24 protein-coding genes are annotated in these 26,686 nt (G+C 38.7%); 6 read left to right on the forward strand and 18 right to left on the reverse strand.

The window, feature by feature from the left end:
• The 6 genes from dnaX to H5157_RS10585 form a co-directional block, all read right to left on the reverse strand.
• Nucleotides 1-2,526, reverse strand: a complete 2,526-nt coding sequence (dnaX, locus tag H5157_RS10565; RefSeq protein WP_182724660.1) for a DNA polymerase III subunit gamma/tau — start codon at nucleotides 2,524-2,526, stop codon at nucleotides 1-3.
• Between the two features lie 3 nt (nucleotides 2,527-2,529).
• A complete protein-coding gene (gene apt / locus H5157_RS10570; RefSeq protein ID WP_002962303.1) occupies nucleotides 2,530-3,075 on the reverse strand; it encodes an adenine phosphoribosyltransferase in 546 nt (181 codons plus the stop codon).
• A gap of 171 nt (nucleotides 3,076-3,246) precedes the next feature.
• On the reverse strand, nucleotides 3,247-3,369 hold the full coding sequence (locus tag H5157_RS20925; protein WP_002962301.1) for a hypothetical protein: 123 nt from the start codon (nucleotides 3,367-3,369) through the stop codon (nucleotides 3,247-3,249).
• 72 nt (nucleotides 3,370-3,441) lie between these two features.
• Complete coding sequence (locus tag H5157_RS10575) at nucleotides 3,442-4,194, reverse strand: DUF2063 domain-containing protein (RefSeq protein ID WP_182724661.1); 753 nt, start codon at nucleotides 4,192-4,194, stop codon at nucleotides 3,442-3,444.
• Nucleotides 4,195-4,230: 36 nt separating this feature from the next.
• The gene (locus tag H5157_RS10580; RefSeq protein WP_259399356.1) at nucleotides 4,231-5,088 is read right to left on the reverse strand and encodes a DUF692 domain-containing protein; all 858 of its coding nucleotides are present in this window, start codon (nucleotides 5,086-5,088) and stop codon (nucleotides 4,231-4,233) included.
• A gap of 67 nt (nucleotides 5,089-5,155) precedes the next feature.
• Nucleotides 5,156-5,653 carry a hypothetical protein gene (locus H5157_RS10585; RefSeq protein ID WP_024596351.1) on the reverse strand — a complete coding sequence of 166 codons (498 nt, stop codon included), beginning with the start codon at nucleotides 5,651-5,653 and terminating at the stop codon, nucleotides 5,156-5,158.
• 226 nt (nucleotides 5,654-5,879) lie between these two features.
• On the opposite strand from H5157_RS10585, the gene H5157_RS10590 reads away from it, so the two are divergent.
• Nucleotides 5,880-6,860, forward strand: a complete 981-nt coding sequence (locus H5157_RS10590; RefSeq protein WP_182694152.1) for a tRNA-dihydrouridine synthase — start codon at nucleotides 5,880-5,882, stop codon at nucleotides 6,858-6,860.
• A gap of 61 nt (nucleotides 6,861-6,921) precedes the next feature.
• The gene (locus H5157_RS10595) at nucleotides 6,922-7,248 is read left to right on the forward strand and encodes a conjugal transfer protein TraR (RefSeq protein WP_182694153.1); all 327 of its coding nucleotides are present in this window, start codon (nucleotides 6,922-6,924) and stop codon (nucleotides 7,246-7,248) included.
• A gap of 16 nt (nucleotides 7,249-7,264) precedes the next feature.
• Here H5157_RS10595 and H5157_RS10600 read toward each other — a convergent pair whose 3' ends face one another.
• From H5157_RS10600 to pyrC, 9 genes are all read right to left on the reverse strand, one after another.
• The gene (locus tag H5157_RS10600) at nucleotides 7,265-8,308 is read right to left on the reverse strand and encodes a hypothetical protein (RefSeq protein ID WP_182694154.1); all 1,044 of its coding nucleotides are present in this window, start codon (nucleotides 8,306-8,308) and stop codon (nucleotides 7,265-7,267) included.
• 61 nt (nucleotides 8,309-8,369) lie between these two features.
• Nucleotides 8,370-9,629: a lipopolysaccharide assembly protein LapB gene (locus H5157_RS10605; protein WP_002961712.1), complete on the reverse strand. Its 1,260-nt coding sequence runs from the start codon at nucleotides 9,627-9,629 to the stop codon at nucleotides 8,370-8,372.
• A gap of 11 nt (nucleotides 9,630-9,640) precedes the next feature.
• Nucleotides 9,641-10,258 (reverse strand): energy transducer TonB, encoded by a 618-nt coding sequence (locus tag H5157_RS10610; protein ID WP_024603667.1) that lies wholly within the window; start codon nucleotides 10,256-10,258, stop codon nucleotides 9,641-9,643.
• Nucleotides 10,258-10,662, reverse strand: coding sequence for a biopolymer transporter ExbD (locus H5157_RS10615; protein WP_002961710.1), 405 nt, complete (start codon nucleotides 10,660-10,662; stop codon nucleotides 10,258-10,260). Before H5157_RS10615 ends, H5157_RS10610 begins: the two co-directional genes overlap by 1 nt.
• A gap of 14 nt (nucleotides 10,663-10,676) precedes the next feature.
• Nucleotides 10,677-11,201 carry a MotA/TolQ/ExbB proton channel family protein gene (locus H5157_RS10620; protein ID WP_002961709.1) on the reverse strand — a complete coding sequence of 175 codons (525 nt, stop codon included), beginning with the start codon at nucleotides 11,199-11,201 and terminating at the stop codon, nucleotides 10,677-10,679.
• Nucleotides 11,201-12,565, reverse strand: a complete 1,365-nt coding sequence (locus H5157_RS10625; RefSeq protein WP_002961707.1) for a MotA/TolQ/ExbB proton channel family protein — start codon at nucleotides 12,563-12,565, stop codon at nucleotides 11,201-11,203. Before H5157_RS10625 ends, H5157_RS10620 begins: the two co-directional genes overlap by 1 nt.
• 6 nt (nucleotides 12,566-12,571) lie before the next feature.
• Nucleotides 12,572-13,342, reverse strand: coding sequence for a DUF3450 domain-containing protein (locus H5157_RS10630; protein WP_024590812.1), 771 nt, complete (start codon nucleotides 13,340-13,342; stop codon nucleotides 12,572-12,574).
• A gap of 1,069 nt (nucleotides 13,343-14,411) precedes the next feature.
• Nucleotides 14,412-14,615, reverse strand: a complete 204-nt coding sequence (locus H5157_RS10635) for a cold-shock protein (protein ID WP_002961702.1) — start codon at nucleotides 14,613-14,615, stop codon at nucleotides 14,412-14,414.
• A gap of 438 nt (nucleotides 14,616-15,053) precedes the next feature.
• Nucleotides 15,054-16,106 carry a dihydroorotase gene (gene pyrC / locus H5157_RS10640; RefSeq protein WP_182673530.1) on the reverse strand — a complete coding sequence of 351 codons (1,053 nt, stop codon included), beginning with the start codon at nucleotides 16,104-16,106 and terminating at the stop codon, nucleotides 15,054-15,056.
• A 292-nt stretch (nucleotides 16,107-16,398) separates the two neighbouring features.
• Between pyrC and H5157_RS10645 the strand changes: the two genes are divergently transcribed.
• The 3 genes from H5157_RS10645 to H5157_RS10655 all read left to right on the forward strand — a co-directional run bounded on the left by H5157_RS10645 (nucleotide 16,399) and on the right by H5157_RS10655 (nucleotide 20,885).
• Nucleotides 16,399-18,768, forward strand: coding sequence for an EAL domain-containing protein (locus H5157_RS10645; protein WP_182696419.1), 2,370 nt, complete (start codon nucleotides 16,399-16,401; stop codon nucleotides 18,766-18,768).
• A gap of 410 nt (nucleotides 18,769-19,178) precedes the next feature.
• Complete coding sequence (locus H5157_RS10650; RefSeq protein ID WP_002961689.1) at nucleotides 19,179-20,066, forward strand: LysR family transcriptional regulator; 888 nt, start codon at nucleotides 19,179-19,181, stop codon at nucleotides 20,064-20,066.
• Between the two features lie 54 nt (nucleotides 20,067-20,120).
• Nucleotides 20,121-20,885: a YdcF family protein gene (locus H5157_RS10655; protein ID WP_182724662.1), complete on the forward strand. Its 765-nt coding sequence runs from the start codon at nucleotides 20,121-20,123 to the stop codon at nucleotides 20,883-20,885.
• Between the two features lie 14 nt (nucleotides 20,886-20,899).
• On the opposite strand, the gene H5157_RS10660 is transcribed toward H5157_RS10655, so the two are convergent.
• Complete coding sequence (locus H5157_RS10660; protein ID WP_182724663.1) at nucleotides 20,900-21,652, reverse strand: Nif3-like dinuclear metal center hexameric protein; 753 nt, start codon at nucleotides 21,650-21,652, stop codon at nucleotides 20,900-20,902.
• Between the two features lie 150 nt (nucleotides 21,653-21,802).
• On the opposite strand from H5157_RS10660, the gene H5157_RS10665 reads away from it, so the two are divergent.
• The gene (locus tag H5157_RS10665; protein ID WP_002961684.1) at nucleotides 21,803-22,144 is read left to right on the forward strand and encodes a hypothetical protein; all 342 of its coding nucleotides are present in this window, start codon (nucleotides 21,803-21,805) and stop codon (nucleotides 22,142-22,144) included.
• 138 nt (nucleotides 22,145-22,282) lie between these two features.
• On the opposite strand, the gene H5157_RS10670 is transcribed toward H5157_RS10665, so the two are convergent.
• Nucleotides 22,283-25,462 (reverse strand): amidohydrolase family protein, encoded by a 3,180-nt coding sequence (locus H5157_RS10670; RefSeq protein WP_182724664.1) that lies wholly within the window; start codon nucleotides 25,460-25,462, stop codon nucleotides 22,283-22,285.
• Between the two features lie 105 nt (nucleotides 25,463-25,567).
• Nucleotides 25,568-26,392 (reverse strand): M90 family metallopeptidase, encoded by an 825-nt coding sequence (locus H5157_RS10675; RefSeq protein WP_002961680.1) that lies wholly within the window; start codon nucleotides 26,390-26,392, stop codon nucleotides 25,568-25,570.
• Nucleotides 26,393-26,686: the final 294 nt, after the last annotated feature.

Consider the following 26,686-nt stretch of genomic DNA (forward strand, 5'->3'; position numbering starts at 1 on the left):
TTACAATGCCTGAATACTGTTTTCGTCAATTTCGGCGCTAAATACTTGCTGAAATTGTACTATGTTTTCATCCGATGTGATCACATCGATTGCTTGTTGATGACGTCCTGCATCTATTTTTTGCTGAATAAGATAAGGAGAATCAATAACTCCCTTAGCAAAATTAATACTTAACGACACGTTATGCTCATAAATACTCGACAATGCGGCATCTAATCTTTGGCGAAGCATCGGTGTATCTAAATGCTTTTGTGATTCATCAACGTCTATATGTAAGCTGTTGCCTTGCTTGGTAAATATTGAATGCAACGCAAATTGGCGCATACGACCACCCAGTCCCATACGTTTAATTAAATAAGCCCATTCATCTTGTTGATGTGCAAATCTAATTTCACTAATTGGACTTTGAAAATCATCAGGCACGGGAATGCTAATTTCCTCGGGCGCTGCTTCAGGTACTTTTTGAGGGTTTATTTGCTCAAGTAGCTCTGGCGCTAGATTTTCGGTAATTGTTTGATGCTTTTCTTTAAAATCAACTTTTCGTGCTGGTTTTGTATTAGCGTGACCATGTGCCTGGCTTTCGCTCCCTCTTGGTGGGAGCTCATGCTTTTTTTCACTTGCACCTGCACTATCATTTACCCAAGGTGGGGGATCGCTAGGTGCTACGCTTGTAACGCTGTTGAGCTCGTTTATATTTTCAGCGGTACTATCTTGGTGAACACTTTGAGCTTTAGGCATTCTTTGCTGGTGTTCAGGCTTTTTAGCGGGTGCTTGGTTTGGCTGCGCTGCTACATTATTTGCAGAGGTGCTTGTACTCTTGCTTGATAACCTACCCGCACCGGATATGTTTCTATCACGTAAAATACGAGCAATGGCAGATTGCGCCTGCGCTTCTTGTTCAGCTATTGGCGTACTTGCATTGTGATTTGTTAAGGGCTCTGATTGAGGTTCTGAGTTTGCAGTAGGTGCAGGGTTAAAACCCTGATCTACAGCGCTACTCATTATATCGTCAAATTGCGAGGCCAGCGTTTGTTCAGCATCACTATGGAGCATATAAGCTTCATCTTCACTTTGTCGCTGGGCTTGAGCATCTGAAACAACATTGGTTTGTGGTTGCTCTTTAGCTAAAGCCTGTTGCTTTGAAGCGTTTTCACTTTGTTGAACCGGTTGCTCTACTGCAACTTGGGCAGGCTCATTATTACTTTGCACGACTTCATTATTTGATGACTGAGCGGCTGCATTAGCTGAAGGCTCTATCTCGACGGCTTTAGGCTGCTCGGCATTGCTAACTGGCTTAGTATTATTTACTGGAGTACTACTTTGGCCAGCGACGGTGTTTTGCGATGTTTTATTTTTATTTAATATATCTCGCAGTGCATTTGCGCGGCCTTGTTTATTTGGGGCCGGCTCTTCGTTTGCTGTATGTACAGTTTGTTGTGCGTCTGTAGGCTTAAATGCTAATAATCTTAGCATAATCATTTCAAAACCTAAGCGAGGCTCTGGTGCCCATTGTAAATCTTTTTTACCATTTAACAGTAACTGATAATAAATTTGAATTTGTTGTGGGCTCGTATGTTGTGCAACATGAGCAATATAATCTACATTTTTTTCATCTAACCCTGCCGCTTCAGGCACTAACTGGGCTAGTTGTGTTAAATGTGTAAGTGCAATTAAATCATCAAGCAATGCCACATAATTAGGATTACGACTTGCCACCTGCGCAATCTCATCCATTAGCGCAGCGCCATCTTGTGCAAGTAATGCTGCAAGCAAGCTTTGGCTATAATGAGTATCCATTAAACCAAGCATTGTTTGTACTGCTTGATTATTAATATCACCATTTGTTTGCGCAATAGCTTGGTCGGTTAAGCTAAGTGCATCACGCATACTGCCATCAGCGGCTTTTGAAATAATGCTAAGTGCATCGTTATCAAAGCTAAGCTGCTCTTGAGTAAGTACGTGTTCAAGCTGTGTTTTAATTTCACTTTGCGACAAGGCATTTAAGTTAAATTGTAAACAGCGAGATAAAATAGTAACTGGTAGTTTTTGAGGATCGGTGGTCGCCAATAAAAATTTCACATGCTCTGGTGGCTCTTCAAGCGTTTTTAAAAGCGCATTAAAGCTGTGCTTAGAAAGCATGTGAACTTCATCGATTAGGTATACTTTATAACGTCCACGCGTTGGTGCATATTGCACGTTATCAAGTATTTCGCGAGTGTCTTCTACTTTTGTACGAGAAGCCGCATCTATTTCGAGTAGGTCAATGTAGCGCCCTGCTTCTATATCCAAACAGCTGCTACATTGTCCACACGGATTTGCAGATATACCTTCATCGCAATTTAAGCTTTTAGCAAAAATACGTGCAATGGTGGTTTTACCTACACCGCGGGTTCCAGAGAATAAATAAGCGTGATGCAGTCTATTTTGCGTAAGCGCATTTACAAGCGCTTGCTTAACATGAGACTGCCCAACCAATTCATGAAAGGTTTGAGGACGCCATTTTCTCGCTAGAACCTGATAACTCATCGATTACTCGCCTTCGAATTCAACCAATTTTAGGATTTTAATACCCATTTTTTTGATGCGCTGCTCGCCACCAAGTTCTGGTAGTGATACAACAAATGCTGCATCTGTGGCTTCGCCACCTAGTTTATTAACTAACTTAGCAGTGGCTTCAATTGTGCCACCAGTTGCTAATAAGTCATCAACTAGTAATACTTTGTCGCCAGGTACAATTGCATCTACATGCAGTTCTAGCGTGTCTTCACCGTACTCAAGTAAGTAATCTTGGCGAATAACTTCGCGTGGTAACTTACCTGGTTTACGTACTGGAATAAACGGAATGCCTAACGCATAAGACAATGGCGCACCAAAAATAAAACCACGTGATTCTGTGCCTATGATTTTAGTAAAGCCCTGATCTTTATATTCTGCGATAAACGCGTCAATAGTTGCTTTAAAGGCTTCTGGATTTGCCATTAAAGTGGTTACATCGCGAAACATAATGCCCGCTTTTGGATAATCAGCAATTGTAGTTATGCTGTTTTTGATAATTGCTGGTGTTACTTGAGTCATAATTTTAACTGCTCAATTGTTTATATTACAAAGCAGGTGATTATAACCTTAACTAACCTTTAATTGCGAGTTTGGCGTTATTATAAAAGAAGTATTAAATATGGACGGGGTAATTAAAATAAAGTGGTTCAAGGCTGAAGTTAGCAACAGCCTTAATACACGCTATACATTTTACGTTAAGCTAGTGATCCAGCCTAATATTGCATTTAAACAACCAATCCCTGCAAATACAGCTAAAAAAGCAAGAAAGTAAGTAGCGTTGAACGGATCTTTAAAGTCTTTATCATCTGACATTGGTACAACCTTTTATTAAGCACGGCAAATAAGGCTGCCATAATAGACGATGTAAAATCATCAATAAAGACCTTAGTCTTGATTTTTTGTCACAATTACCCCTCGTTCAACCATAGCATTAAGAGTAACCAGTGCACCTTGAGTAATTTGCTCTGCATTAAATTGTGGTGCATGAGCTAATACCTGTTGGCAGACGTTGTCAAATGTCGCGCCTTCGCTTGCCTCTATGATTGACAATAACAAAGCTGTCATCGCATTCGTAGCCAGAAATTGAACGTCGTCATTTTCGTCTCTATATACAACAAAATAACTAGGCTGAGGTGATGGCTCTTTTGGTTTAAAGCGATTGCTAATATTTTGAACCGGAAATTGATAACTTAAATTTCTTGCCGTTTTCGATAAATATAAAGCTGAACTAGTGAGCGCTGTTGTTTGTAATTTTTTCTCTTGCTCATCTTCGTGTGCAATGGATACATCTAGCTCTACCCATTCATAATGGGCAAGCTCAAGCATAAACACGGGATCGTATTTTTTCATTTTATAATCTCTTGATAAGTAATTAATAAACTCCCCTGCTATGTCTAAAAAGTACGGCGAATGACAATCATATTCGCTAAAAAACTGGCGTACGAGGGCTTGCCATTGCTTCTGGGTATATAACGTTTTTAATACCGGAAAACCTGATGATATAAAACCTTCAATGTTATTAAAAAATAGGTCGCGATAAATAGCCATACGCCTGTCTTCGATACCGCTGGGCTTTTTATTTTTTTGAGGCTCGCGAATATGCGCCATAAATTCGTTTTGTATTTCAATAAAGCTCATAACTAGGCACTCTTTTAATGTTGATAAAGGCTTATATTAAGCTCGTTGTTTTGAAACAGTTGAATCAAAGTGTTTAGCCTGTAGATCATGAATTATATCTAACTCTTTGGTTAAAACATTCATGGTAGGAATATTAAAATCGCGCTCAAGCAAGGTTGGAAATACGCCATGCACTTCGTATGCTTTATCGAGTAGCTCCCAAACAGGATCAATCACATCAGCGCCATGTGTATCAACAATTAAGTCATCAGCCTCATTATAATGGCCAGCAACATGCCCATAGGCTATACGATTAGAGGGTAACCCAGTTAAAAATGCTTGCGCGTTGTAGCCATGATTTATCGAATTAACATAAATGTTATTCACATCAAGTAAAAGCTTGCAGTCAGCTTGCTCTAAAATAATATTCGTAAATTCAAGCTCTGATAATTGCTGTCCAGGAGCACCATAATAGGAAACATTTTCTATCGCAATTTGCTGCTCTAGTATGTCTTGAACTTGTTTAATGCGAGGTACAACATGTGCTATGGCATCTTGTGTAAATGGAATGGGCATTAAGTCATACATATGCCCTGTACCGGAGCAGTAACTTAAGTGCTCACTAAAAATTTTTATATTGTGCTCTTCAAAAAACACTTTTAAAGACTTAACAAATTCAACATCAAGAGGTTCGGGAGAACCGATAGACAGTGATAATCCATGACACACAAAATTATTAGCATCGGTTAATGTTTTAAATTGCTTTTTAAAGCGTCCACCCAGTTTTAACCAGTTCTCTGGCGCAACTTCTAAAAAGTCTATTTGATTAGGCACATGCTCAAGCAGCTCATCAAGCATTTCTCGTCGTAGGCCAAGGCCCACCATCCCAAAATCTTTACTTTGAGTTTGTATCATAACTACCTCTAACTTAACAAAAAAGGGCCTTAGGGCCCTTTTAGCATAACTTATTTAGAATAAGATATTAACGGCCACCACATTTACCTTCGCCGCACTTACCTTCTTTTTTAGTTTTTTTAGCGTCGCCGCCACATTTACCTTCACCACATTTGCCTTCTGTTTTAGCTTTTGCGTCTTTTGCATCGCCGCCACACTTACCTTCGCCGCATTTACCTTCTTTTTTATCTTTTGCGTCGCCACCACATTTGCCTTCGCCGCATTTACCTTCTTTTTTACCTTTTGCATCGCCGCCACATTTGCCTTCGCCGCATTTGCCTTCTTTTTTATCTTTTGCGTCGCCACCACATTTGCCTTCGCCGCATTTACCTTCTTTTTTATCTTTTGCGTCACCGCCACATTTGCCTTCACCGCACTTACCTTCTGCAGCATCTAATTGGTAACCTGTTACTAGTTGTTGAAACTCAAATGGGTTAGCTTGTACATCTGCAGATACAAAACTTGCAGAGCCAACTACTACTGCACCTAAAGTTAACGCGATTGTATTTTTTTTAACTGTATTCATTTTATGACTCTCTTTAATCAAGGATTGTAAATCTCAGCAATAAAAATGTATTTTTAAATTGCTTGTATGCTTAAGTAGACCCGTACAAAAATAAAAACTTTCATTTATTTTCATAATATTTACTTTTGCAATTTATACATCAAATATGGGCGGTAATTACAGATTTATCAATGTGTGATTTACAGGTAAACTATGCCTCCAGTTTTTTATCAAAATTAATCTCTTTATGAAACTTGTTTTAGCACCTATGGAAGGTGTCGTTGATTTTAAAATGCGCCAATTACTCACAGACATTGGTGGGTTCGATTTGTGCGTTACAGAGTTTGTAAGAGTGGTTGAAACATGCTTACCTGACAAAGTTTTTCATCGATTTTGCCCTGAACTACATAATAATGGATTTACACGAGCAGGTACTCCTGTGCGTGTTCAATTACTCGGTCAAGAAGCAAATCCGTTAGCCGAAAATGCAATAAGAGCAATCGCATTAGGGTCCCATGGGGTCGACCTAAATTTTGGTTGCCCAGCCAAAACAGTTAATCGTAGCCGAGGGGGGGCTGTACTGCTTAAAGACCCTGACCATATGTATACGATTATTAAAGCAGTCCGAGATGCTGTAGATGATGAACATGAAGTAAGTGCAAAAATTCGCTTAGGCTTTGATGATGACAGTAACAGCCAAGAAATTGTTGATGCTGTGGTAAGTGCAGGTGCAAATAGTGTAGCTATTCACGCCAGAACCAAACGAGATGGTTATAACCCGCCAGCTTATTGGGAAAAAATTCCACCAATAATAAAAGGTAAGAATATTGCCGTTGTTGCCAATGGTGAAATTTGGCAAGTAGAGGACGCAATGCTTTGTCAAAAACGAAGTGGGTGCACTGATTTAATGCTTGGTCGTGGCGCCCTTTCGCACCCTGATTTAGCAAAAAAAATTAAAGCTCATGTAAATAATGAGCAATATGATAGCCTTGAGTGGGAGCATATTATTTATCACTTAATTCACTCAGCTATTCATCAAGACCCCGCGAAGGATGAAAAATACTTTGCTTCACGTACTAAACAATGGCTTGGTTATCTAAAACGCCAGTACCCGCAAGCTATCGATTTGTTTGATGAAATCAGACGTTTAAAAAGTAAAGAAGATGTGGCGAGCGTATTAAATAAATATGCCAAAGCACCTCAACTTGATTCAAATCATAACGAGTAACTTAAAGACTCTAGATAATATCAGAATAACGTAAAGCCCATTTAATAAGGTTGTACTGATAATGTATCATCAAAAAAGACTTAACGATGAAATAGCACAAGTTAAATTAAATATATTAACCATGCTTTCTAAATCAGCTTACCCTGCACATCACCATTTAATACAAATTTTAGCTGATACAGCAAATAATGAATGGTTAGACTGCGCAGCAGAGAAGTTAGGCCCTGAGTATGCACTTTTAATCAGTCGCATGACCAAACTAGAAGCCGCACTAAGTCAAATAGAAATTGGCCAGTATGGCTACTGCTGTGATTGTGAAGAAAAAATATCAGCTAAGTCACTTGAACTAGACCCCGCAACTCAACGGTGTACAAAGTGCGCACAATAAGCGCACTTTCAAATCATTATATAATGTGTTGTATAAAGCTAAATGATTGCCCTGGGTAGAGAATTATATCTTCAACCAAGTACTGGGCCTCTTCTGGACTCATTTGTAGGCGCTTTATAAGGTTTACCTTTGCTTGAGGCAAAGTCCACGCATGGTAGTGAATACCTATATCTGATTCCATCATCGCAAGCATCAATGTTTTATCTTTATGAGACATATCCATAGCGATCGCCATTGCAGGTAAGTCTTGATAGTTAGCCTGCCAATCTAAGCCTTCTATTAATTTTTCATCAGATAAATACTGAACTAAAAACGATTTTTGGTGAGAAGTTGGCAGCTTACTGTCGAATGCAACACGATCTAATACTTTTATTTTTTCGTTTAAAAGAGTAACCCATTCTAACGGTGAATGTACTTCGCCACTAAAGTAATTAAGTTTGCTCTGATACCACTGAGTACCATTTGGCAGACCTCTTAGACCCACACTTCCTCTTGGCTTATAACTAGCTAAATAATCGCTAAAAGCTCTTATATGGCTTTTAAGCGCTGGTTGAACATCGTTACTTGCTATCGCACTTAATACATAGCTTTGTAACAATGTAAGTTCAACCTTGTTCAGCTTTAAATTGCTTTGTTGAGCACTGTCTAGGGTATCTTGGGTTAACTTGAGCCAAGTAATAACATTATCCGGTGTGTTTTTTGAGCCTTCAAAAGCGAGCATGTTTTCTAAAACATTTACTTGGGCTGGCCAATTAAAGTAGCGTTCAGGGAAACGCTCTGCAATTACCAAATAGTTTACTTGCGCAATTTGATTTAGATTAAGCTCCATACCCATTAGGCTCTGATAAATAGTATGGCGTTTTGTTAAGTAAGCATCAGAGAAAACCAATTGATCTTTTTCAATGTTATTGCCTTTAGTAGCACCTGTTTGTACAAGCGCCATGTTTAAAGCTTTTAAAGCGACTTGTGCGTCCTCAAACGACTCATAAGGTTGAGGCTGCTTTGAACATGCAGCTAAAAATAGGCACAGTAGTGATGATAAAAAGAGCTTTTTATACATAGTAGTTCCAATAAAAAAAGCCCCAGAGGGGCTTTTTATAAGTTGCTTAAGCTAATTAAAATTAAATTTTAACACCGTTGCGAGCGGCTTTATCTTTAATATATGTAGACCAACCTTTTGCAAACTTACGTGTGCGAGGGTCATCCATAGCTTTAGTAATTGCAGCATATGCTTGCTTATACTTACCTTGGTAGTAATACGCTTCAGCTAAATCTGAATAAATTGTGCCTTTTTTGTCAGAGCCAAGCTCTAATGCTTTGTTCAAGCGAACAATAGCAGCACTGAATTTTTCAGATTGTAAAAGTAATGAACCTGCTTTGCGGTAAAGCTCAGCGTCGTCATCAAATTTAGCAGCATCTTCGTAGTACTTAGCAGCTTTTTCTAAATCTTTAGAACGATGGTAATTACTCGCAATCGCGCTAACATTCTGCTTTGTACGTTCTACTTTTTCACTCTTAATGGCCTTTTCTAGCGTTACAGCTGCTTTATAAGGGATCTCATTTAGAGAGTAAAAGTTAGATAAGACTTTATACTCAACTTCATTTTCAAAGTAACCATTCTTGTATGCAACTTCCATAGTTGCTAAACCTTTAGAATAATCTTCAGTTTGTAGGTAATACTTACCTAAGCTAACCCAAGCTTTTTTATCATCAGGCCATACACGAACAATTTCTTCGCCAATTTTAACCATGTTTGCATAATCTTTAAGCTCAAAGTATGCGCCAAGTTTTAATTGGTAAGGGCCTTTGTTAGGCTCTTTTTGAAGTTTTATTGCCTTATCTGCTGGTTCAAAAACATCACGGTATTGCTCTAACTGATAGTTAGCTTGAGCAATACGTGTATAAACCGTAGGGTCCTCTTCACCGGTAAAGTCCATCCAAGCTACATATGCTTTTTTAGCTTCTTGGAACTTTTCTGTACCAGCGTATAAGTCACCTAACAACTTAAGAGTTTGTTCTTGATCAGCAAAGTTTAAAACATCAGGTGCAACGGCTTGCTTAGAGTACTTGATCGCTTCGTCATACTTTTCTTTTTGAGCGTACATGCTACCTAAGTAACGATTTACGGTCGCTTTATCAAAGTCATTCGAAGGCTCGATTTCTCTAAGCAAAACAATTGCTTCATCAACTTTTTCTTCGTTGTACAAATCAAATGCTTTAATTACTTTTTTACCAGTACGCTCGCCCATGATTTTAGTTTTTGCTTTTTTACGCTCTTCAATCTTTGCGTAATCCGGCGCTGCTAAAACAGATGCACTTAAAGTAGCACCCGACACAGACATAAGAATTGCAAGAGCAGTTACTTTAGAAAAATTTCTCATTACTCGCCTCCTTAGTTGCCTTGGTTAAGTTTAAAGTCTAATTGAACTTGTAAACCTGGTTGTTTCTGTGGTTTTCCGTCAATGATCTTAGGACGGTACTTCCACTTACGCAGTGCACGTTTAGCTTCACGGTCAAAGATACGTTTCGGTTCTGCGTCAATTACTTCAACGTCAGTTACTCCACCTAGCTCATCAATTGTGAATGAAAGTTGAACCCAACCTTCTTTACCATCACGTGCTGCTTGCGTTGGATATTTTGGTTCTATACGAACGATAGGTGTCGCATCACCATCTCGTCCAAATGCACCAGGACCACTTAGTCCACCTGCCGAACTACCAACATCAATGCTTCCCATATTAAATGACATAGCACCAGGATTTGGATTATTATTTTCCGGCTGTGGCGGCTGCGGTTTAGGCGGCTGCTTTGGCGGTGGCGGAGGAGGAGGCGGTACACGCTTCCTCTCCTGCACCTTAGATTCAGGCGGATTCGTCATTATTTCGACTATGATCTGCTCTTTTTGTTCCGTATTACGGTCAGCCCCACCAGAGATGAGGAATGCCATGAAGTAGAACAAGCCGAAAGTAACTGCCCCACCTGCAATCAGTGAAAACAGAAAACGAATCATTACTGATCTCCAGCTATTGAAATTCTCAGGTTATCACCCGTCGCTTTAATCTGGTCCATAACTTTAACCACTACGCCGTGTTTTGCTTCTTTATCAGCTTGCAAAATTACAACTTCAGTAGGTTGTTCTGCTAATAAACTTTCGATTTTTGCTGAAATTCGTTCAACATCAACCTGCTGTTTATCAATCCAGATCTCGCCGTTACTACGAATAGCAATAAAAATGTTAGCATTTTTTTGCTTAGTAGCTTGAGCCGCTTTAGGTTTATTGACCTCGATACCAGCCTCTTTAACGAACGATGTAGTTACGATAAAGAAAATAAGCATGATAAATACGATGTCAAGCATTGGCGTCATATCAACCGCTGCTTCTTCTTCTTCACGAAAACGTTGTTTACGTGCCATATTTAATTCTCTCTCTAGTGATGAGGCATACTATCAATAAGTTTGGCTTTCACCATTTTAGCTTTTGTCTCAAGACGTGAGCTAAAAAATACTCCAGATAATGCCGCAACCATTCCAGCCATTGTTGGGATTGTTGCCATTGAAATACCTGATGCCATTAAACGTGCGTTACCCGTACCCTGGTTGGCCATGGTTTCAAAAACCGAGATCATACCAGTAACAGTACCAAGTAAGCCTATTAAAGGACAAACAGCTACTAATGTCTTAATCAACAACATACGCTGATCTAATTTTTCAGACGCTTCAGAAATCCATGCTTCACGGATTCTGTGTGCGTACCAAGACGTAGTGTCTTGGCGGGCATCCCACTTTGCTACAATTTCTTTCGCTGTGCGAGGAAATTCTGCAAGTAGGAACCAATAGCGCTCAATCATTAAAACCCACATAAGAAAGAGTGCTATCGCGACCACGTATAAAACCTGGCCGCCTGTGCCAACAAAATCCCTGATAGATTCCCATATCTCCATCAGGACTAGCATTAGGCTTTCTCCTTCTCCGCGTGAGTAGCAACGATACCCGCGCTTTGCTCATCAAGGATGTGTAATACCGACTTACTACGACCAGCTACAAGAGCATGAAGTAGAATTAGTGGTAATGCAGCAATTAGACCTAGCGCTGTAGTTACAAGTGCTAGAGAGATGTTACCTGCCATGATCTTCGGATCACCCGTACCGAACAATGTGATTGTTTGGAACGTTAAGATCATACCGATTACTGTACCTAGTAGACCTAGTAACGGTGCGATTGCAGCAAGAATCTTAATTATATTGATACCAGCTTCAATGCGTGGCGTTTCACGTAGAATCGCTTCATCAAGTTTAAGCTCAAGGTTTTCAACATCTTGGTTCTTGTTGTCATGGTACACTTTAAGAATACGACCCAGTGGGTTATTTGTATTCGGTGTAGCAACATTTTTAAGCTGGCTCTTAATCTTACTAGTAGTAAGTGTAAGGTCAACAAAGCGGATTAGAGTAATTAGCATACCTAGGCCAAGTAAAGCCGTGATGATATAACCAACTACGCCACCTTGATGGAAGTATTCCATAAGGGTCGCTTTTTGAGTGTTGATACGTAAGATAGCACCTCGAGTCGGATCTATGTAAACACCAGCGTAGTTATCTGGTGATGTATTTTCTAGAGCCGTGATACCGTCTAAGATATAACCGTCTGGTTGCTTACCTAGAGGCTGGATAGACTTAGTCTCTGGTGAATAAATTAAGTAACCATCGTCTGTAACTAAGTTAAAGTTACCAATACGTGTTACTTTTTTCATTGACGGGTTACCGTCAAGACCAGCAACTTCAGTTTCAAAAGTTGAAACTTTAGCTGATTCTGTCATTTCAGTTTGAAGTGAAATCCAAAGTTCTTCAAGTTCGCGAACTGTAGGAAGTTCTTTAGCTGCTGCTAACGAACGTAAGATTTCAGCACGACCTGGTTTTTCAGCACTAACTAGTGACGCTTCGATAGAACCGATAGCATCTTGAGCTGCACGACGTACAACACCAAACATCTCACCTAAAGTACCTTGGGCACTTTGAAGAGCTGCTTCTTTTTCAGCTAACGTATTTTCGTTTTGTGCATATTGCTTAGCTAAGCTTTCACCACGAGACTTCTCAGAAGCAAGTTGGCTTTTAGCTTTGTTAAGTAATGCTTGCTTGTCAGCACGTTCTGATAAGAACTCTTGCTCACGTTGCTTATTGATTTTACCTTCAGAGATACGCTCTTGCTTTACTTGCTCAAGAATTTTATCTAGAGCTCCAGTATTTGCATGTGCATTAAGCGCGGTACCTGCAGAAACAGTTAGTACTGCTGCAACAGCAAAACCTTTAAATAGTTTCTTCATTATTGATTACTCCGCGCCAAAGATAGGTAGTTTAACAAGTTCTAATGTCGCTTGCTTACGCGCCATACGAATAACTTCTTTAACAGGTTTTAGGTATTCTTCGCCTAATTCTTTCCACTGTTTAGTGTTGTTATCCCACACCCAAGCATGTTTCAAGTCAAAAGACTGAGCAACGTAAGTGATACGACCTAACTGACCGATATCAACGTTAATGCTTTTACCATCAACTTCTAGAGTACCTTGTGAAGCAGATACAAGAGAGCTGTATGCTGTTTCAATAGTGTAAGCTTCAAGTACTTGACGGAATTTTTCAGACGTCGTTACAGACGCAGAAACCATGATCTCACGTAGTCTTTCAACACGTCCTAAACGCGTTTCAAGATTAAATGGAACGTCCGCTTTGATGAATTGCTCAAGCGTATCGATCATGCGATACATCAAAGGCACAACGTTTTGTTTAGTGTTATCAATAGTCGCGATTTGACGATCAAACGATTCAATTGAAGCGTTTTGGCTATCAACCAAGCGCGACACGTGATCGTTATACACTTTCATAAGTTCAGTCTCATCAACAACGCTACGGTACTCAGCGATTAGCTCCTGAGTTTGACCATATACATTGTCAATTTTAGTTTGAGACTTAACCGCAGCCTTTTGAATTTGTTGACCTGCTTTTTGCACGTCATTCAAAGGATCTGCAATCACATTGCTGCTTGCAAATGCAAATGCGCCAACCAACGCAGTTGCTACAAGACTCTTTCTGATTTTAACAGACATAGTTCCCAACCAATTAAGTAATGTTACTTTTATAATTTAATTATCCTCCGAGGAGAACAACCCTGATATCTTTTAATAGATATCAACCTTCCAATAATGCTAAATGCAATTAGCGCTGTCAACTTGATGTTTACTAATCTCAGTAAATAAATAGCTAAGTTAATGCTTAAACGAAAGTACCAGCCCACAACAGTTAACATTATTGCAACGAAGCTTTTTCTTAATATTTCTATTAAAGCCTTTTAAGGGGTGTATTTATTCGCATTGCACTGACATAAAACAACATTATTGCAACATTTAGCTAAAGCTGAATTCGCACTGAAAAAAAACTAAAAAAAATATAAATTGATATAACAAAAGTTATTTTTTACACGATTTTATCGTGTTTTATCGCCTCAGTTACACTTCATCTGAAAAAACAAACCATTTGTCGCACAAAAAAACAACACTGGATAATATTTAATATCGGATACTCACGCTTTATATACGTTACTTTTAAAACTATTTTAAAACGTGTTTTTCCATAAATAGTAATAATAAACTCAACAATGCATTTCTTTTAGCAGCATAAAAGCTTTTGATAATTAAACAGGTTGTATTTACCGCTTTAAAGTATTCTTTAATACTATTTTAACGTTAAGGTTAATTCAGTAATTAAGTTAATCATGAAGAGTTACCCTACTTTATTAGTAATACACTATAAATGAAGCTTTACGTTCACATAATAAAGTAATAGAAGCACCTAGAAGCCCTTATCAATGAGTAGCCTTCGTCACACAGAGTAAGCTTAAAACAGAATTTGCATGGATGGATATTGAGCATCGATTTTATTTAAGCTGGTATCAGGCCCATTGAATAAATTCTTATGAATGGTTTTTAAAAGTATTAGAGGATTGTTTTGTCCGTTAGATTATTAGTTGTTTAGCTTTGCAAAGATAGAATGTTTGAGTAGTTTTTTAAGTTTAAAAAAAGGAGAATTTGAGGTATGAAATAAATAGATTTAAGGAAGGGGAATTATGGTGAAACAGAAACCTGCTTCACCAAGATGAACTAGAGTTCACATAATAAATTATGCTGCTTCTACGTTCTCAGCTTCAGGGCCTTTTTGACCTTGTTTGATGCTGAATGTCACTGCTTGACCTTCGCTAAGAGTGCGAAAACCAGAACCAGTGATTGCGCTGAAATGTACAAACACGTCAGGACCATTTTCTTGTTCAATGAAACCAAAGCCTTTAGCTTCGTTGAAAAACTTTACTTTACCAGTAACCGACATACTAAATTTTCCTGTAAGTCAATAATTAAAATTCAGCCATATTATTATGGCAATATCCTCCCTGAGTCAATGCTCAAAAATATGGAGGTACAGTACAGGAACAAGTAATAACCTAACCGGTAACCTTAAACGCAGCACAATATCCGTAAATTCAATACATAAAAACTCAAAGCAAGGTAAGATTAACACATTATATTTTTTTTCGCTCTATTAATTAGGAATTATTTCTTAAAAATATAAATTTGTTTTAAATCGCCTTTAACTGACTAATTTACAAGCAAAAAACTATAAGTATTATTGTAATATTTATTGCTGTAAGCGAGATCAAAAGCCACCTACAACCACCCTGTCGTCGAATTACGCTTCAATAATATCAAAAGCACAAACAAAAAAGCCGCATTAAAAATTAAGCGGCTTTAGATTTAAATATATTATTGGTTATTCGACAGACCAATCCATTGTATTTTCAGCCTTTATAGGCACAACTTCAGAGTCGCCCAATGTATAACTTGCAGGTACTTTCCACGGCTTTCTTTGTAATGTAATTGTATCTGTATTACGCGGCAATTCGTAAAAATCAGGGCCAAAGTGGCTTGCAAACCCTTCAAGCATGTCCAAAGCTCCTGCATCCTCAAATGCTTCAGCATATAATTCAATAGCGGCATGAGCCGTGTATGCACCAGCACACCCACAAGCTGCTTCTTTTTTATCTTTATAATGTGGTGCAGAGTCAGTTCCTAAGAAGAATTTTTTATTTCCACTTATTGCTGCAGCCATTAATGCTTGCTGGTGAATGTTACGCTTGAGAATTGGCAAACAGTAATAATGTGGGCGAATTCCACCCGCTAACATATGATTGCGGTTATAAAGCAAGTGATGCGCTGTAATTGTTGCCGCTACATTGCTAGGTGCATTAACTACAAACTCTACTGCATCTTTAGTCGTAATATGCTCGAGTACGATTTTCAGCTCAGGAAAGTCATTTACTACATCTCCTAAAATTGTATCCAGAAATACTTTTTCACGGTCAAAAATATCAATCGACGAATCTGTCACTTCCCCATGCACTAACAGCAACATGCCTACTTCTTGCATTGCTTTTAAAGCTGGATAAATATTTTTTACTGATGTAACACCCGAGTCAGAATTAGTGGTAGCGCCAGCAGGGTAAAGCTTAGCTGCTACTATTTTACCTGTCGCTTTAGCTTTTATTATTTCATCTGGTGTAGTTTTATCCGTGAGATACAAAACCATTAATGGCTCAAAGTTGCCTTGTGGATTTGCAGACATAATGCGTTCTCTGTACGACAATGCCGTATCTGTGCACGTTGCTGGCGGAACAAGGTTTGGCATAACAATAGCGCGGCCCATGTATCTGCTAATATCGCGTACAGTGTCTTTTAACTGGTCACCATCACGTAAATGTACATGCCAGTCATCAGGGCGAGTGATAGTAAGGGTTGTTACAGAGTTTGTATTATTACTTGTCATTACTTTGTTCCACGGCTGAATTTATCCGATCATAGGCATATGATGTTTTCGAGTAAAGATTTTATTAAAAATAAAGTTTTTATATGGATAAAATTACTGAGGTACTATTTAAAGCACAATGAGCAAATTTAATGTTATTAGCTTATTGTAATGATTTATGATTAATTAAAACTCGCTATATTAAAACTTTACAGTGTATTGAAACCACTCATCGCTTTAATTTGTACAAAAACCCAAGATTAGGTTAACTTAACTGCGAATTTAAAAATAAAAAGAACAATATAAATTGCCTATGTCTTATAAAACCGATGCTACTAGAGCGCTTGAGATAAAAACTGATCAACTAAGTATCATTAATCAATTTTCATCTAGCCTATTGCAACTCGATACATTAGAAGAATTGTTTGAGTATGTTACAACGCACGTTGTAAATCGCTTAGGGTTTGTTGATTGTGTCATATATCTAGCTGACAATAATGCAAATACATTAAACCAAGTTGCATCAATGGGTATTGCACACGCGCGGGACAAATATCAAGCGGAACGTAAAATAATACGTTTTAGTGAAGGTATAACGGGCGCAGTTGCAACGACCGGAAAAGCGGTAATTATTAACGATGTAACGAAAGACAGCCGTTATATCGCTGATGAACGCCCTGCTCAATCAGAACTATGTGTTCCCCTTATATATAAAGAACAAGTTTTAGGTGTTATTGATTGTGAGCACCCAATCAAAGGTTATTTTACCAATGCACACCTTGAAATTCTTACAACAGTTGCTCACTTACTCAGTGCCAAGATTAACCAGGTTAATACAGTAAACAACTTACAAAAAACAGTTGAGCAACTCAACAATGCACAAAAATTAGAAAACAGCTTATTACAAATAGCTAACCTAACTTACAAAGCGAATGACCTAGATACATTTTTTAAAGCCTTGCATTCAATCATAAATAACTTACTTCGAGCCGATAACTTTTTTATCGCTCTATACGACAAAAAAGTAGATATACTTGACCTCGTTTACATAGTCGAAGAAGGCATAAACACTAAAACTCATCAAAAAATATCTAAAGAACAACTTAAAGATACCGCTTCATATTACCTTCTAAAAACAGAGCAAACCCTATTACTTAACAAAGATGCCTTTCAAAGTCATATTAATAACGGTGATTTTAAAATGGTAGGTCGGCAATCTGAGTCTTGGTTAGGTGTTCCATTTCAAACAAGTGATCGTATAAGCGGGGTTATCGTTGTACAAAGCTACGATAAAACACTGCATTACAACGAACACGATAGTGCTCTTCTAACGTATGTAAGTCGCCAAATAAGTATGGCAATTGATAGGCAATTAGCCCGCCAAGAACTTGAGCACAAAGCATTACATGACGAGCTTACAGGCCTAGCTAACCGCTCACTACTTATTGAACGTATAAAACATGCTATTTTACGTTTAACGCGTGCTAAAAAGAGTACTAGCCATGCCCTGTTGTATCTAGACTTTGACCGTTTTAAAAGTATTAATGATTCGCTCGGGCATGAAGTTGGGGACCACTTCCTTATAAAAATATGCGACTTGATTAAAGGTACAGTACGAAGCACGGATACATTTGCACGTTTAGGCGGCGATGAATTTGCAATTTTTATGGAAAACATCACGCATAAAAACCAAGTTAATGAAGCTTTAAACCGCATTAAAAACGCATTATCAAAACCTTTAAATATAGATAACCACTTACTCCAAGCATCAACGAGTATTGGGGTTGCCTATACAGATAACGTAAACGACGAAGCTTATATATTACTGCAACAAGCCGATGCCGCTATGTATGAAGCTAAGTCAACCGGACGTGGTCAGGTAAAGTTTTTTAATAACACGATGCGTAAAAAACTTAAAACCCATGCCGATATAGAAAACGACTTACAACACGGTATTGAACACAACGAGTTTGAACTTTATTTTCAACCAATTTTCACCATTACTACCAGTGAAGTTATCGGCTTTGAAGCACTTGTTCGTTGGCATCACCCTACAAAAGGGTTTGTACCCCCTAATGACTTTATACCGATAGCTGAAACTACAGGGCAAATTATAAATCTTGATTTACATTTACTTGATTTGGCGGCCCAGCATATTTCAAATTGGCACCAACAAGGCCATCGCTTTTTAAAAGTCACCGTTAATGTATCGTCACGACACTTTGCATGCCTCGATTTTGTAGCGCAAATACATTCCATTTATAATAAGTACCAATTACCTCTTGGTTCTTTATGCTTAGAAATTACCGAATCTGGCTTAATAGAAAATCTAGAACTCGCCACTCAAATAATTGAAGGTCTTTCACCTTTAAAAGTAAAATTATGTCTTGATGATTTTGGAACAGGTTATTCAGCACTAGGCTACTTGCACCAACTGCCTATTCATATTTTAAAAATAGATAAAAGCTTTATTGACCATCTACAGGATTCTACTAACCCACTTGTTGAAGCCATTTTATCACTTGCGCAATCATTAAAACTTGAAGTTGTAGCTGAAGGAATAGAAACAGTTGAGCAATTAACTATTTTGCAATCCACCGCGTGCGACTATGGTCAAGGCTTTTTAAAATCAAAACCTGTCACTGCCAAAGAAGCCATATTACTAATTAATAAACCCTTATAAAAAGAGCCAGCGAGTAGGTCGCTGGCTTAGGTATTACGCATATACTCTCCCATTGAGCTAAACTTAAGCTATAAGGCAAAACGACTCTATTTTTTAAAGCACAATCTAAAGTAAGCATTCAACAAACCTCACCTCATACCGTTATCAGCATGGTTAAAACTCACGCTGAGCTAAAACGCACAGCAATCGTTATATTTAAAATACAACATGAAGCAAACTCATCTAAAACTCATCAAACCAGTTTTCAAATGACTTTTATCATTACTAACTCTAATATTTTCACGATTCATAGCGATAAACTGCAATAAAACGCATAATTTTAGCCATCTAGACGTTGAAACGTTTTTTATATAGGCGTAGTATGTAATTAATCTGAGCTGAACTCACTTTTCCCATGAGAATTTTTAAAGATGATTGGTATTAAACATTTAAAAACCATAGCAACCCTAAAAGAAACAGGATCTTTGGTTAATACAGCACGAGAGTTATTTTTGACACAGTCTGCTTTATCTCATCAAATCAAAGATTTAGAGAATAAATTGGATTGCCAATTATTTGAGCGTAAAACTCAACCAGTCCGCTTTACCCCTCAGGGAATGCTATTACTTGAATTAGCTCACGAAATATTGCCAAAAATGGAAGCGACTAAATGTCGTTTAAAAGAAAGCTTAAACCAGCCTATTTCTCAACTACGTTTGAGCGTGGAATGCCATGCATGTTTTCATTGGTTATTACCTACTATTAAAGAATTTAATAACTTTTGGCCTGATATAAAAATTGATTATGAACGTGGCTTTAGTTACGACGCTATTCCTGACTTACTAAGCGATGAGCTCGATTTAGTTTTAACGTCTGACATACGCGAACCCGACACATTAGAATACGCGCACTTATTTGATTTTAAATTGAAGCTTATTGTGGCACCGGATCATGAACTTGCTAAAAAAGCGTATGTAACAGCGCTTGATTTAAAAAACGAAACTATTATTTCATACCCTATCCCGCGAGAACGCCAAGATATATTTAAGCATTTCATTCAAAATGCACGTTTTGACGGTACATTAAAAACGGTTGACCAAGGATTACTTATTTTTCAACTAGTAAGTGCCGGCATGGGCGTTGCCGCTTTACCTGATTGGCTAGTTACACCTTATGAAAGCCAAGGCTTAATTAAATCAATTCCTCTGGGCGCTCTTGGCCTTACTCGTCCTATGTATTTAGCGATGAAAAAAGACATGAAAGATAACCCTGTTTATCGTCACTTTTTAAATACGTGTAAGCTAAATAACGGTCGATAATCATCAATATAATAAGTAATATCGCTGTAATTAACTCTACAGCGCTTAACTCTTATGTTTGTTATTAAAAAAATGATTGGTGGTTTACTTATGCCACTGCCTCTATTTGGTTTATTTGCGAGCCTGATGCTCCTACTGGCATTTAAAGGCCGCAAATCAGCTCTCTTCTTGTCTACTTTAAGCTTAATTGTATTACTTGCATTGAGCACACCCTTTATCGCCAATTTAATTATCCAAAATAATGAACCAGCGTCGCTTGCGTTTAATACTCTAAAGCATCCAAAAATAGACAAAATAGTTGTATTAGGTTGCGATATAAACCCAAATCCTGCACTCAGTGCTAATAATCAATTAGGTAATTGTGCGCTAACGCGCTTAGTCGAAGGTGTAAAACTGGCGAAACACTACCCTAATGCAGAGCTTATCGTTTCAGGCGGGGGTTATAAAAATACCACTAATAGCGGGCTTATGTATCAAACGGCAATTAGTTTAGGCGTTAATAAGAGCCGTATTTTCCAAAATCCAAAAGCAATGGATACAGGTGAAGAAGCTAAATTACTGGCATCAAAATTAGTCGACTTTAAAGTTGCACTAGTAACATCTGTACTGCACATGCCCCGTGCCAAAGACTTATTTAATGCTCAAGGTATTGAAGTCATAACCGCAGCCACTGATTATCATAATTTTGCTGCACTTCCATGGAGCAAGCAGTTTATTCCCAATGCTCATGCCTTACTTGTGGTTACGCAATACAGTCACGAAGTAGTAGGAAATATATGGATAAGTTTGCGCCGCTGGATAGATCCAGAGGCGCTGTAACTTATATAGCCTAATTAAACTGGGTTATCTATGTCTATAAATGTCACATCAAAACCATGCTCTTGAGCAAGTAACTCACCTAGTGCTTTTACACCATAGCGCTCTGTTGCATGATGCCCGGCTGCAAAAAAATCAATGTTTTGCTCACGAGAACTATGAATTGTCTGCTCCGATGCTTCACCCGTTAAATAAGCATCAATGCCTTGATCTGCTGCTAAGTCAATATATCCTTGCCCACCACCAGTACACAGTGCAATGGTTTCTATTTTAGCTGAACGTACTAAGCTTGTGAGCGGGGTTCGATTAAGCACTTTTGCAATTTTATCTGCAAAATCTTCACCACTTAATGGTGTTTTTAAACGCCCTTTCATTGGTACGCTATTTGAAGTTGGCTCTAGCCCTGTTTCAATTTCAATATCTAATAACTTTGCAAGTTGTGCGTTATTGCCAACTGCTGGATGAATATCGAGTGGTAAGTGATAGCCGAATAAATTAATATCGTTTGCTAGTAGCGCGCCTATGCGACGCTTTTTCATACCCGTTATTGGTTGAGATTCCCCTTTCCAAAAAAAACCATGATGAACCAAAATAGCATCTGCTTGTTGCTCAATGGCAGCTTCTATTAAAGCTTGACTTGCGGTTACACCCGTCACAATTTTTTTAATTTCGTTTGTACCTTCGACCTGTAAACCATTTGGGCAAAAATCTTTTATTAAATGAGGTTTCAAAATGTCATTTAGGAGTTGGTTAAATTCTCTACGTTGCATACAACTTACCTTACTTAGCACTGAATTTTGTGCAAATTTTGGCGTTTATAGGCCTAAAATGGAAGGAAAATCGCAAAAAATTGAAAAACTGTTTTAAAATAGGTATAAATACCTCTTCTTTATCTGTGTTCACAACGTATAGGGTCTCTGATGAGCAAACTAGACAAAACAGAAGTGTTATCTGCCTTTGAAGCAGCGTACGAAACTGCCAATGGTAAAAAACCTGAAATCACAACCAAACCTGGTTGGTACAGCATTGATGGCGGTAAAAATTTACGCCTAGCTGACGTAGCAGAGCTTACTAAAAAATTAAACTCTGGTAAAACAACTAAAACGAAAAAACCAAAAGCAGCTGCTCCTGTTAAAGCACAGAAAAAAGCGCCATTCACTGTTGTTACCGAAAATGAAGAAGGTTACACAGCGGAAGAACTTTGGATTGTAATTTTAGCTCGTAAAGATCATGACTGTCGCTTACCGCGCGGTGTTGTTTAATCAACATTTATGATTTTTAAAAGAAACCGCGTTAAGCGGTTTTTTTATATCCGTTATTTGCCAAAAACATAAAGCTTTATAAGTTGTGTAAGGCTAAAAAAAGCGGCTATGTAGCCGCTTTAAAAAGTTTAAAATAAATTACAATTCTTCAAAATAAAGTGGTTCGCGTTCTTTTTTACCCACTTCATTCATTGTCTCTGCATTGAATAGTCGACCATTGATCATGGTGTAATCTACTTTATCCGAATCTCGAATATTTTTAAGCGGATCGCCATCTATAACCATTAAATCAGCCAGTTTGCCCACTTCAAGCGAGCCTACGTTTTTATCAAGCCCTAAATACTTAGCCGGATCGAGTGTTGAAGCACGTATTGCCTCAAGCGGTGTCATTCCGCCTTGTGCGAACATCCACATCTCCCAGTGTGCACCTAAGCCTTCACGCTGACCGTGCGCACCTAAGTTAACTAATACACCTAGGTCTTGCAGCTCAGCAGCAACGCGTGCGTTATTAAAGTGATTATAGTGATGATCGGGCGCTTTAATGCGGCGCATAGAGCGTGGTAATAATTGATTTTTTGGCACAAATTTACTTAAACGCGGGTGATTCCACACATCAGTTTTATCGTACCAGTAGTTCTCTCCCCAAATGCCACCATAAGCCACTACAAGTGTTGGTGTGTAACCAACATCACTTTGCGACCATAACTGCTTTATATCGTCGTATATGTTCTCTACAGGGATTGAATGCTCAATACCTGTGTGTCCATCTACAATCATACTTAAGTTATGTTGTAATAATGAGCCACCTTCAGGGACAACCATCATTTCAAGTTCACGGCCTGCTTCAATAACTTGTTGGCGCTGCTCTCGGCGTGGCTGGTTATACGATTTAACACTAAACGCCCCTACTTTTTTAAGGCGCTCTAAATGAAATTTAGCATCGTCTAACGAGTCAATATGCGACGTATAACCTGGCATATTTGCGCCATATAAAATAGTACCGGTTGAGAAAATACGCGGGCCAACAATCATGCCTGCCTTTTGCATTTCGCTTGCGGTAAATATTTCAGAGGTATCGTTTGATGGATCGTGAATTGTAGTTACACCCAGCGCTAAACCTGCAAAGTTTTTCCAGTTTTGCTCAGGTATAATTTCACCGCTTGCTTGCGAGCCATGTGCATGAGCATCAACAATACCAGGCATAATTGTTTTGCCTGTTACATCAATAACCTCAGCACCTTTAGGGATGCTTATCTCGCTGGCTGTACCAATTGCTTTGATATGCTTGCCATCGGTGATAATAACACCATTTTCAATAACCTTTTCGCCGTCCATAGTAATAATTTTTGCACCAGTGAGCGCAATCATGCCTTTAGGCTCTGCCATTTTTTTACTGAAACCGATATTATCGCCACTTTTCACTTTAAAGTCGGCATCTTCGGCTTTGTTAATGGCAAACATCCCCTCAAGGCTTGCATGATAAAGCTCAGGCCCTAATGTCCAATAAAGTTTGTTGCTCTTAGCACTCCAGCTAATGTTTTCACCAGCACGTACCGATAACTGCTCTATTGGAAATTGACTGTCTTTAGGCCCAATATTAATTGTTTTACCACTTTGAACAAACGGCGTTACAAATACTTTAAATCGCTCAGCAAAAGCGAGGTATTGCCCATCTGGTGATACTCTAAATTCTGTCGCATGTTCTGACTCGTACAGTTTGCGAACTTTTTTACTTTCAAGCTCAACTACGCTAAGCGTTGGTTTTGGCCAAGGACTCATTATAAAAACGCGATCGTTTGCATCTCCAAATTGTGGTTGATAACCACTTTTTGAAATAAGCTCACTTTTACCGCCTTTTTCGCTTACGCTATAAACCCCCGGATTAAGTGACCACTTAGGGTTTAAAATACTGCCGCCAGTGGCTTTTCGATAAACAACCGTTTTACCATCTGGGCTAAACGTTGGCTCTACGTACTTGCCAGGCTCTTTAGTAACTGTATCACCACGACCACTGCGCGCAGACACAACTCTCACTGACCCTTGTTTGTTATCATCCCATGTGGTGTAAACTATTTTTTTACCATCGCGAGAGTACTGTGGAAATAATTCGTAATGATCAATTTGCTTTGTTAAACGCTTAATTTTACCCGACTCTAAATCACGTTTATAAATATGTCCTAGCGCTTCAAAAATTGCCGTTTCGCCATCTGGGCTTACTTGCACATTACGCAGCATTTTTACATCAAACTCATCAGTATCTAAGTTTTGTGTAAAGCGCACCGCTTTTTGAATTTTTTTACTTGTTTGCACTTTAAAAGGAATGGTTTTTATAGATTTCTCTGCAACATCTAGCTTGTGAATTGTGCCACCAGCCCAAAATACCAACTCTTCGTTATCTGGTGTCCATGCAATGGTTGGGTATACACCATGAATAGCCCATGTTTCTTGCATATCTCGCTCAAGCTTATCGTAAAGCTTAGTGTGCTCACCGCTGGTTAAGTCATATAAATAAAGACTAGTTTGAAAATCATCACGCTTTATATACGCCAGTTTTTTTCCATCAGGTGACGGTGTAGGCCTAATAGCACCGCCCATCGTATCGATTATGGTTTCAATTTCACCCGTTTCACGGTCGTAGCGCTTAATTTTATAAATGCCCGCTACAGAATCCTTTGAATAATGAAAGGTTTTACCGGGTGTTGCATCATGCGAAAAGTATACATAACGACCATCAGGTGAAAACATTGGCTCACCTAAATCTTTTTGATCGTTCTCGCGTTTTGTAAGCTGTACGCCCTTGCCACCCGCTTTGTGATACAACCACACTTCACCTGCTCCCAATGAGCGGCTAGCTGTAAAGTGTTTACGCGCAACTAAGTAGTCGCCATCAGGACTCCATGCAGGGCTATTTAGTAATCTAAAGGTTTCATCGGTAACAGCGTGTTGGTTTTCGCCATTTAAGTCCATTATCCAAATGTTATCGCCACCACCTTGATCGGAGGTAAACGCAATACTTTTGCCGCTAGGACTAAAACGAGGTTGCATTTGCCATGCAATATCAGAGGTGAGCTTTGTAGCTGTACCACCACTCATTGGCATAGTGTAAATATCGCCAAGTAAGTCAAACACCACGGTTTTACCATCAGGGCTAACATCTATATTCATCCATGTGCCTTGCTCAACGCTAATTGCAGCGTCAACAAATTGCCCCTTAGGTGAATCTACTTGCCATTTTTGTTCGTCTTTTTCGGCGGCATGTACCTGCCCTATCGCTAATGACACCGACAATGCTAATACTGTATGAAGCATTTTTTTCATGCGTTTCTCGCTTGTTATTGTTGCAGTAAAAACTATTTCACATGATTGCAACAAAAACAAACGCAACTTGCCAGCGTTATATGATAAAGCGCGGTTTATGTAGGTTTAATGCCAAACAATAGGGTCAAATTGATAGTAATTAACTAACATACTGTAAATTTCAGGATCGTATCGGCGAAGCTCTGCGGGTTTTTCGAGGAAGGTTTCGGTGAGTACAGCAAAAAACTCAGCTTCGTTAGTCGCACCATAGCTGTGAATAACATGCGGCATGCTATAAGCAACATGACTTTTTAACTGGGTGAAAGCACGGCTAAATACTCGGCCCCACTCTTTGTAATCTGCTGAGCTTTTTAAAATGGGTGTGCCCGTTGTTTTACCTGTTTCTTGATCGAGTTGATGCGCAAACTCATGAAAAACTAAATTATGTCCATCACTTGGCAAGCGGTTACCCTCAAGCACATCATGCCAACTGAGCACAAGCGTGCCGCCAGGCCATGACTCGCCTAGTCTTACCGTATTGTGGTAACTCACAAGTCCTGCACTATCGCGAGTTGATTGTGGGGCGTAATAAGCACTGGGGTATAATAAAATTTCTTTTACATTTCTATATAACGGCCACGGTTTATTAAGCACTAATACACACGCATCGGCGGCAACAATTAACTTCATTGCAGACGTTAGCCTTAAGCCATCACAACCGACAAAGCGTTTTTCGTTTAAAAACCACGTAATATGTCGCTCTAACTTTTCTCTGTCAGCGTCGGTCATTTTTTTATAGATGGGCATGCAACGCAGTAAAATATCTTTTTGCTGTGAATTTAAAGCAAAGTCTTTATATTTACTGCGCCATAATCGGTTTTGAATTGATGGCCAACGCCAGAAAATCACCACAAAAAGAATTAAAACAACAATTAACAGTCCATTTATCATGGGGATTTCCTGAGCTAAGGTATGGTATATAAATATGTCCAGCACACGTGCTTTTCAAGCATATAAGGTTATGTATTTGAATATAAAGTAATTCACATAGCATTGCTTATAGATTACTTAACCTGAACTTTGGTTAAGAGATTTACTAATGTATTGGATCATGGTGATATTTAAATTTATTTTCTCTAGCCAGAGATTTTTAGTGAAAACAAGGCGAATTTACGCGTCAATAGCGGGCCTATTGCAAGTAAATTCAACGCAGTTAGCGCTAAAAATAGCTACTTGAGATAGATT

The sequence above is a fragment of the Pseudoalteromonas sp. SG43-3 genome, from assembly GCF_014164385.1.
GTDB classification, from domain to species: Bacteria; Pseudomonadota; Gammaproteobacteria; order Enterobacterales; family Alteromonadaceae; genus Pseudoalteromonas; species Pseudoalteromonas distincta.

Bases quoted from the DNA above. Each gene is read 5' to 3' on its own strand.
- dnaX (WP_182724660.1), bottom strand. From the start codon at position 2,526: ATGAGTTATCAGGTTCTAGCGAGAAAATGGCGTCCTCAAACCTTTCAT.
- apt (WP_002962303.1), bottom strand. From the start codon at position 3,075: ATGACTCAAGTAACACCAGCAATTATCAAAAACAGCATAACTACAATT.
- H5157_RS20925 (WP_002962301.1), bottom strand. From the start codon at position 3,369: ATGTCAGATGATAAAGACTTTAAAGATCCGTTCAACGCTACTTACTTT.
- H5157_RS10575 (WP_182724661.1), bottom strand. From the start codon at position 4,194: ATGAGCTTTATTGAAATACAAAACGAATTTATGGCGCATATTCGCGAG.
- H5157_RS10580 (WP_259399356.1), bottom strand. From the start codon at position 5,088: ATGATACAAACTCAAAGTAAAGATTTTGGGATGGTGGGCCTTGGCCTA.
- H5157_RS10585 (WP_024596351.1), bottom strand. From the start codon at position 5,653: ATGAATACAGTTAAAAAAAATACAATCGCGTTAACTTTAGGTGCAGTA.
- H5157_RS10590 (WP_182694152.1), top strand. From the start codon at position 5,880: ATGAAACTTGTTTTAGCACCTATGGAAGGTGTCGTTGATTTTAAAATG.
- H5157_RS10595 (WP_182694153.1), top strand. From the start codon at position 6,922: ATGTATCATCAAAAAAGACTTAACGATGAAATAGCACAAGTTAAATTA.
- H5157_RS10600 (WP_182694154.1), bottom strand. From the start codon at position 8,308: ATGTATAAAAAGCTCTTTTTATCATCACTACTGTGCCTATTTTTAGCT.
- H5157_RS10605 (WP_002961712.1), bottom strand. From the start codon at position 9,629: ATGAGAAATTTTTCTAAAGTAACTGCTCTTGCAATTCTTATGTCTGTG.
- H5157_RS10610 (WP_024603667.1), bottom strand. From the start codon at position 10,258: ATGATTCGTTTTCTGTTTTCACTGATTGCAGGTGGGGCAGTTACTTTC.
- H5157_RS10615 (WP_002961710.1), bottom strand. From the start codon at position 10,662: ATGGCACGTAAACAACGTTTTCGTGAAGAAGAAGAAGCAGCGGTTGAT.
- H5157_RS10620 (WP_002961709.1), bottom strand. From the start codon at position 11,201: ATGCTAGTCCTGATGGAGATATGGGAATCTATCAGGGATTTTGTTGGC.
- H5157_RS10625 (WP_002961707.1), bottom strand. From the start codon at position 12,565: ATGAAGAAACTATTTAAAGGTTTTGCTGTTGCAGCAGTACTAACTGTT.
- H5157_RS10630 (WP_024590812.1), bottom strand. From the start codon at position 13,342: ATGTCTGTTAAAATCAGAAAGAGTCTTGTAGCAACTGCGTTGGTTGGC.
- H5157_RS10635 (WP_002961702.1), bottom strand. From the start codon at position 14,615: ATGTCGGTTACTGGTAAAGTAAAGTTTTTCAACGAAGCTAAAGGCTTT.
- pyrC (WP_182673530.1), bottom strand. From the start codon at position 16,106: ATGACAAGTAATAATACAAACTCTGTAACAACCCTTACTATCACTCGC.
- H5157_RS10645 (WP_182696419.1), top strand. From the start codon at position 16,399: ATGTCTTATAAAACCGATGCTACTAGAGCGCTTGAGATAAAAACTGAT.
- H5157_RS10650 (WP_002961689.1), top strand. From the start codon at position 19,179: ATGATTGGTATTAAACATTTAAAAACCATAGCAACCCTAAAAGAAACA.
- H5157_RS10655 (WP_182724662.1), top strand. From the start codon at position 20,121: ATGTTTGTTATTAAAAAAATGATTGGTGGTTTACTTATGCCACTGCCT.
- H5157_RS10660 (WP_182724663.1), bottom strand. From the start codon at position 21,652: ATGCAACGTAGAGAATTTAACCAACTCCTAAATGACATTTTGAAACCT.
- H5157_RS10665 (WP_002961684.1), top strand. From the start codon at position 21,803: ATGAGCAAACTAGACAAAACAGAAGTGTTATCTGCCTTTGAAGCAGCG.
- H5157_RS10670 (WP_182724664.1), bottom strand. From the start codon at position 25,462: ATGAAAAAAATGCTTCATACAGTATTAGCATTGTCGGTGTCATTAGCG.
- H5157_RS10675 (WP_002961680.1), bottom strand. From the start codon at position 26,392: ATGATAAATGGACTGTTAATTGTTGTTTTAATTCTTTTTGTGGTGATT.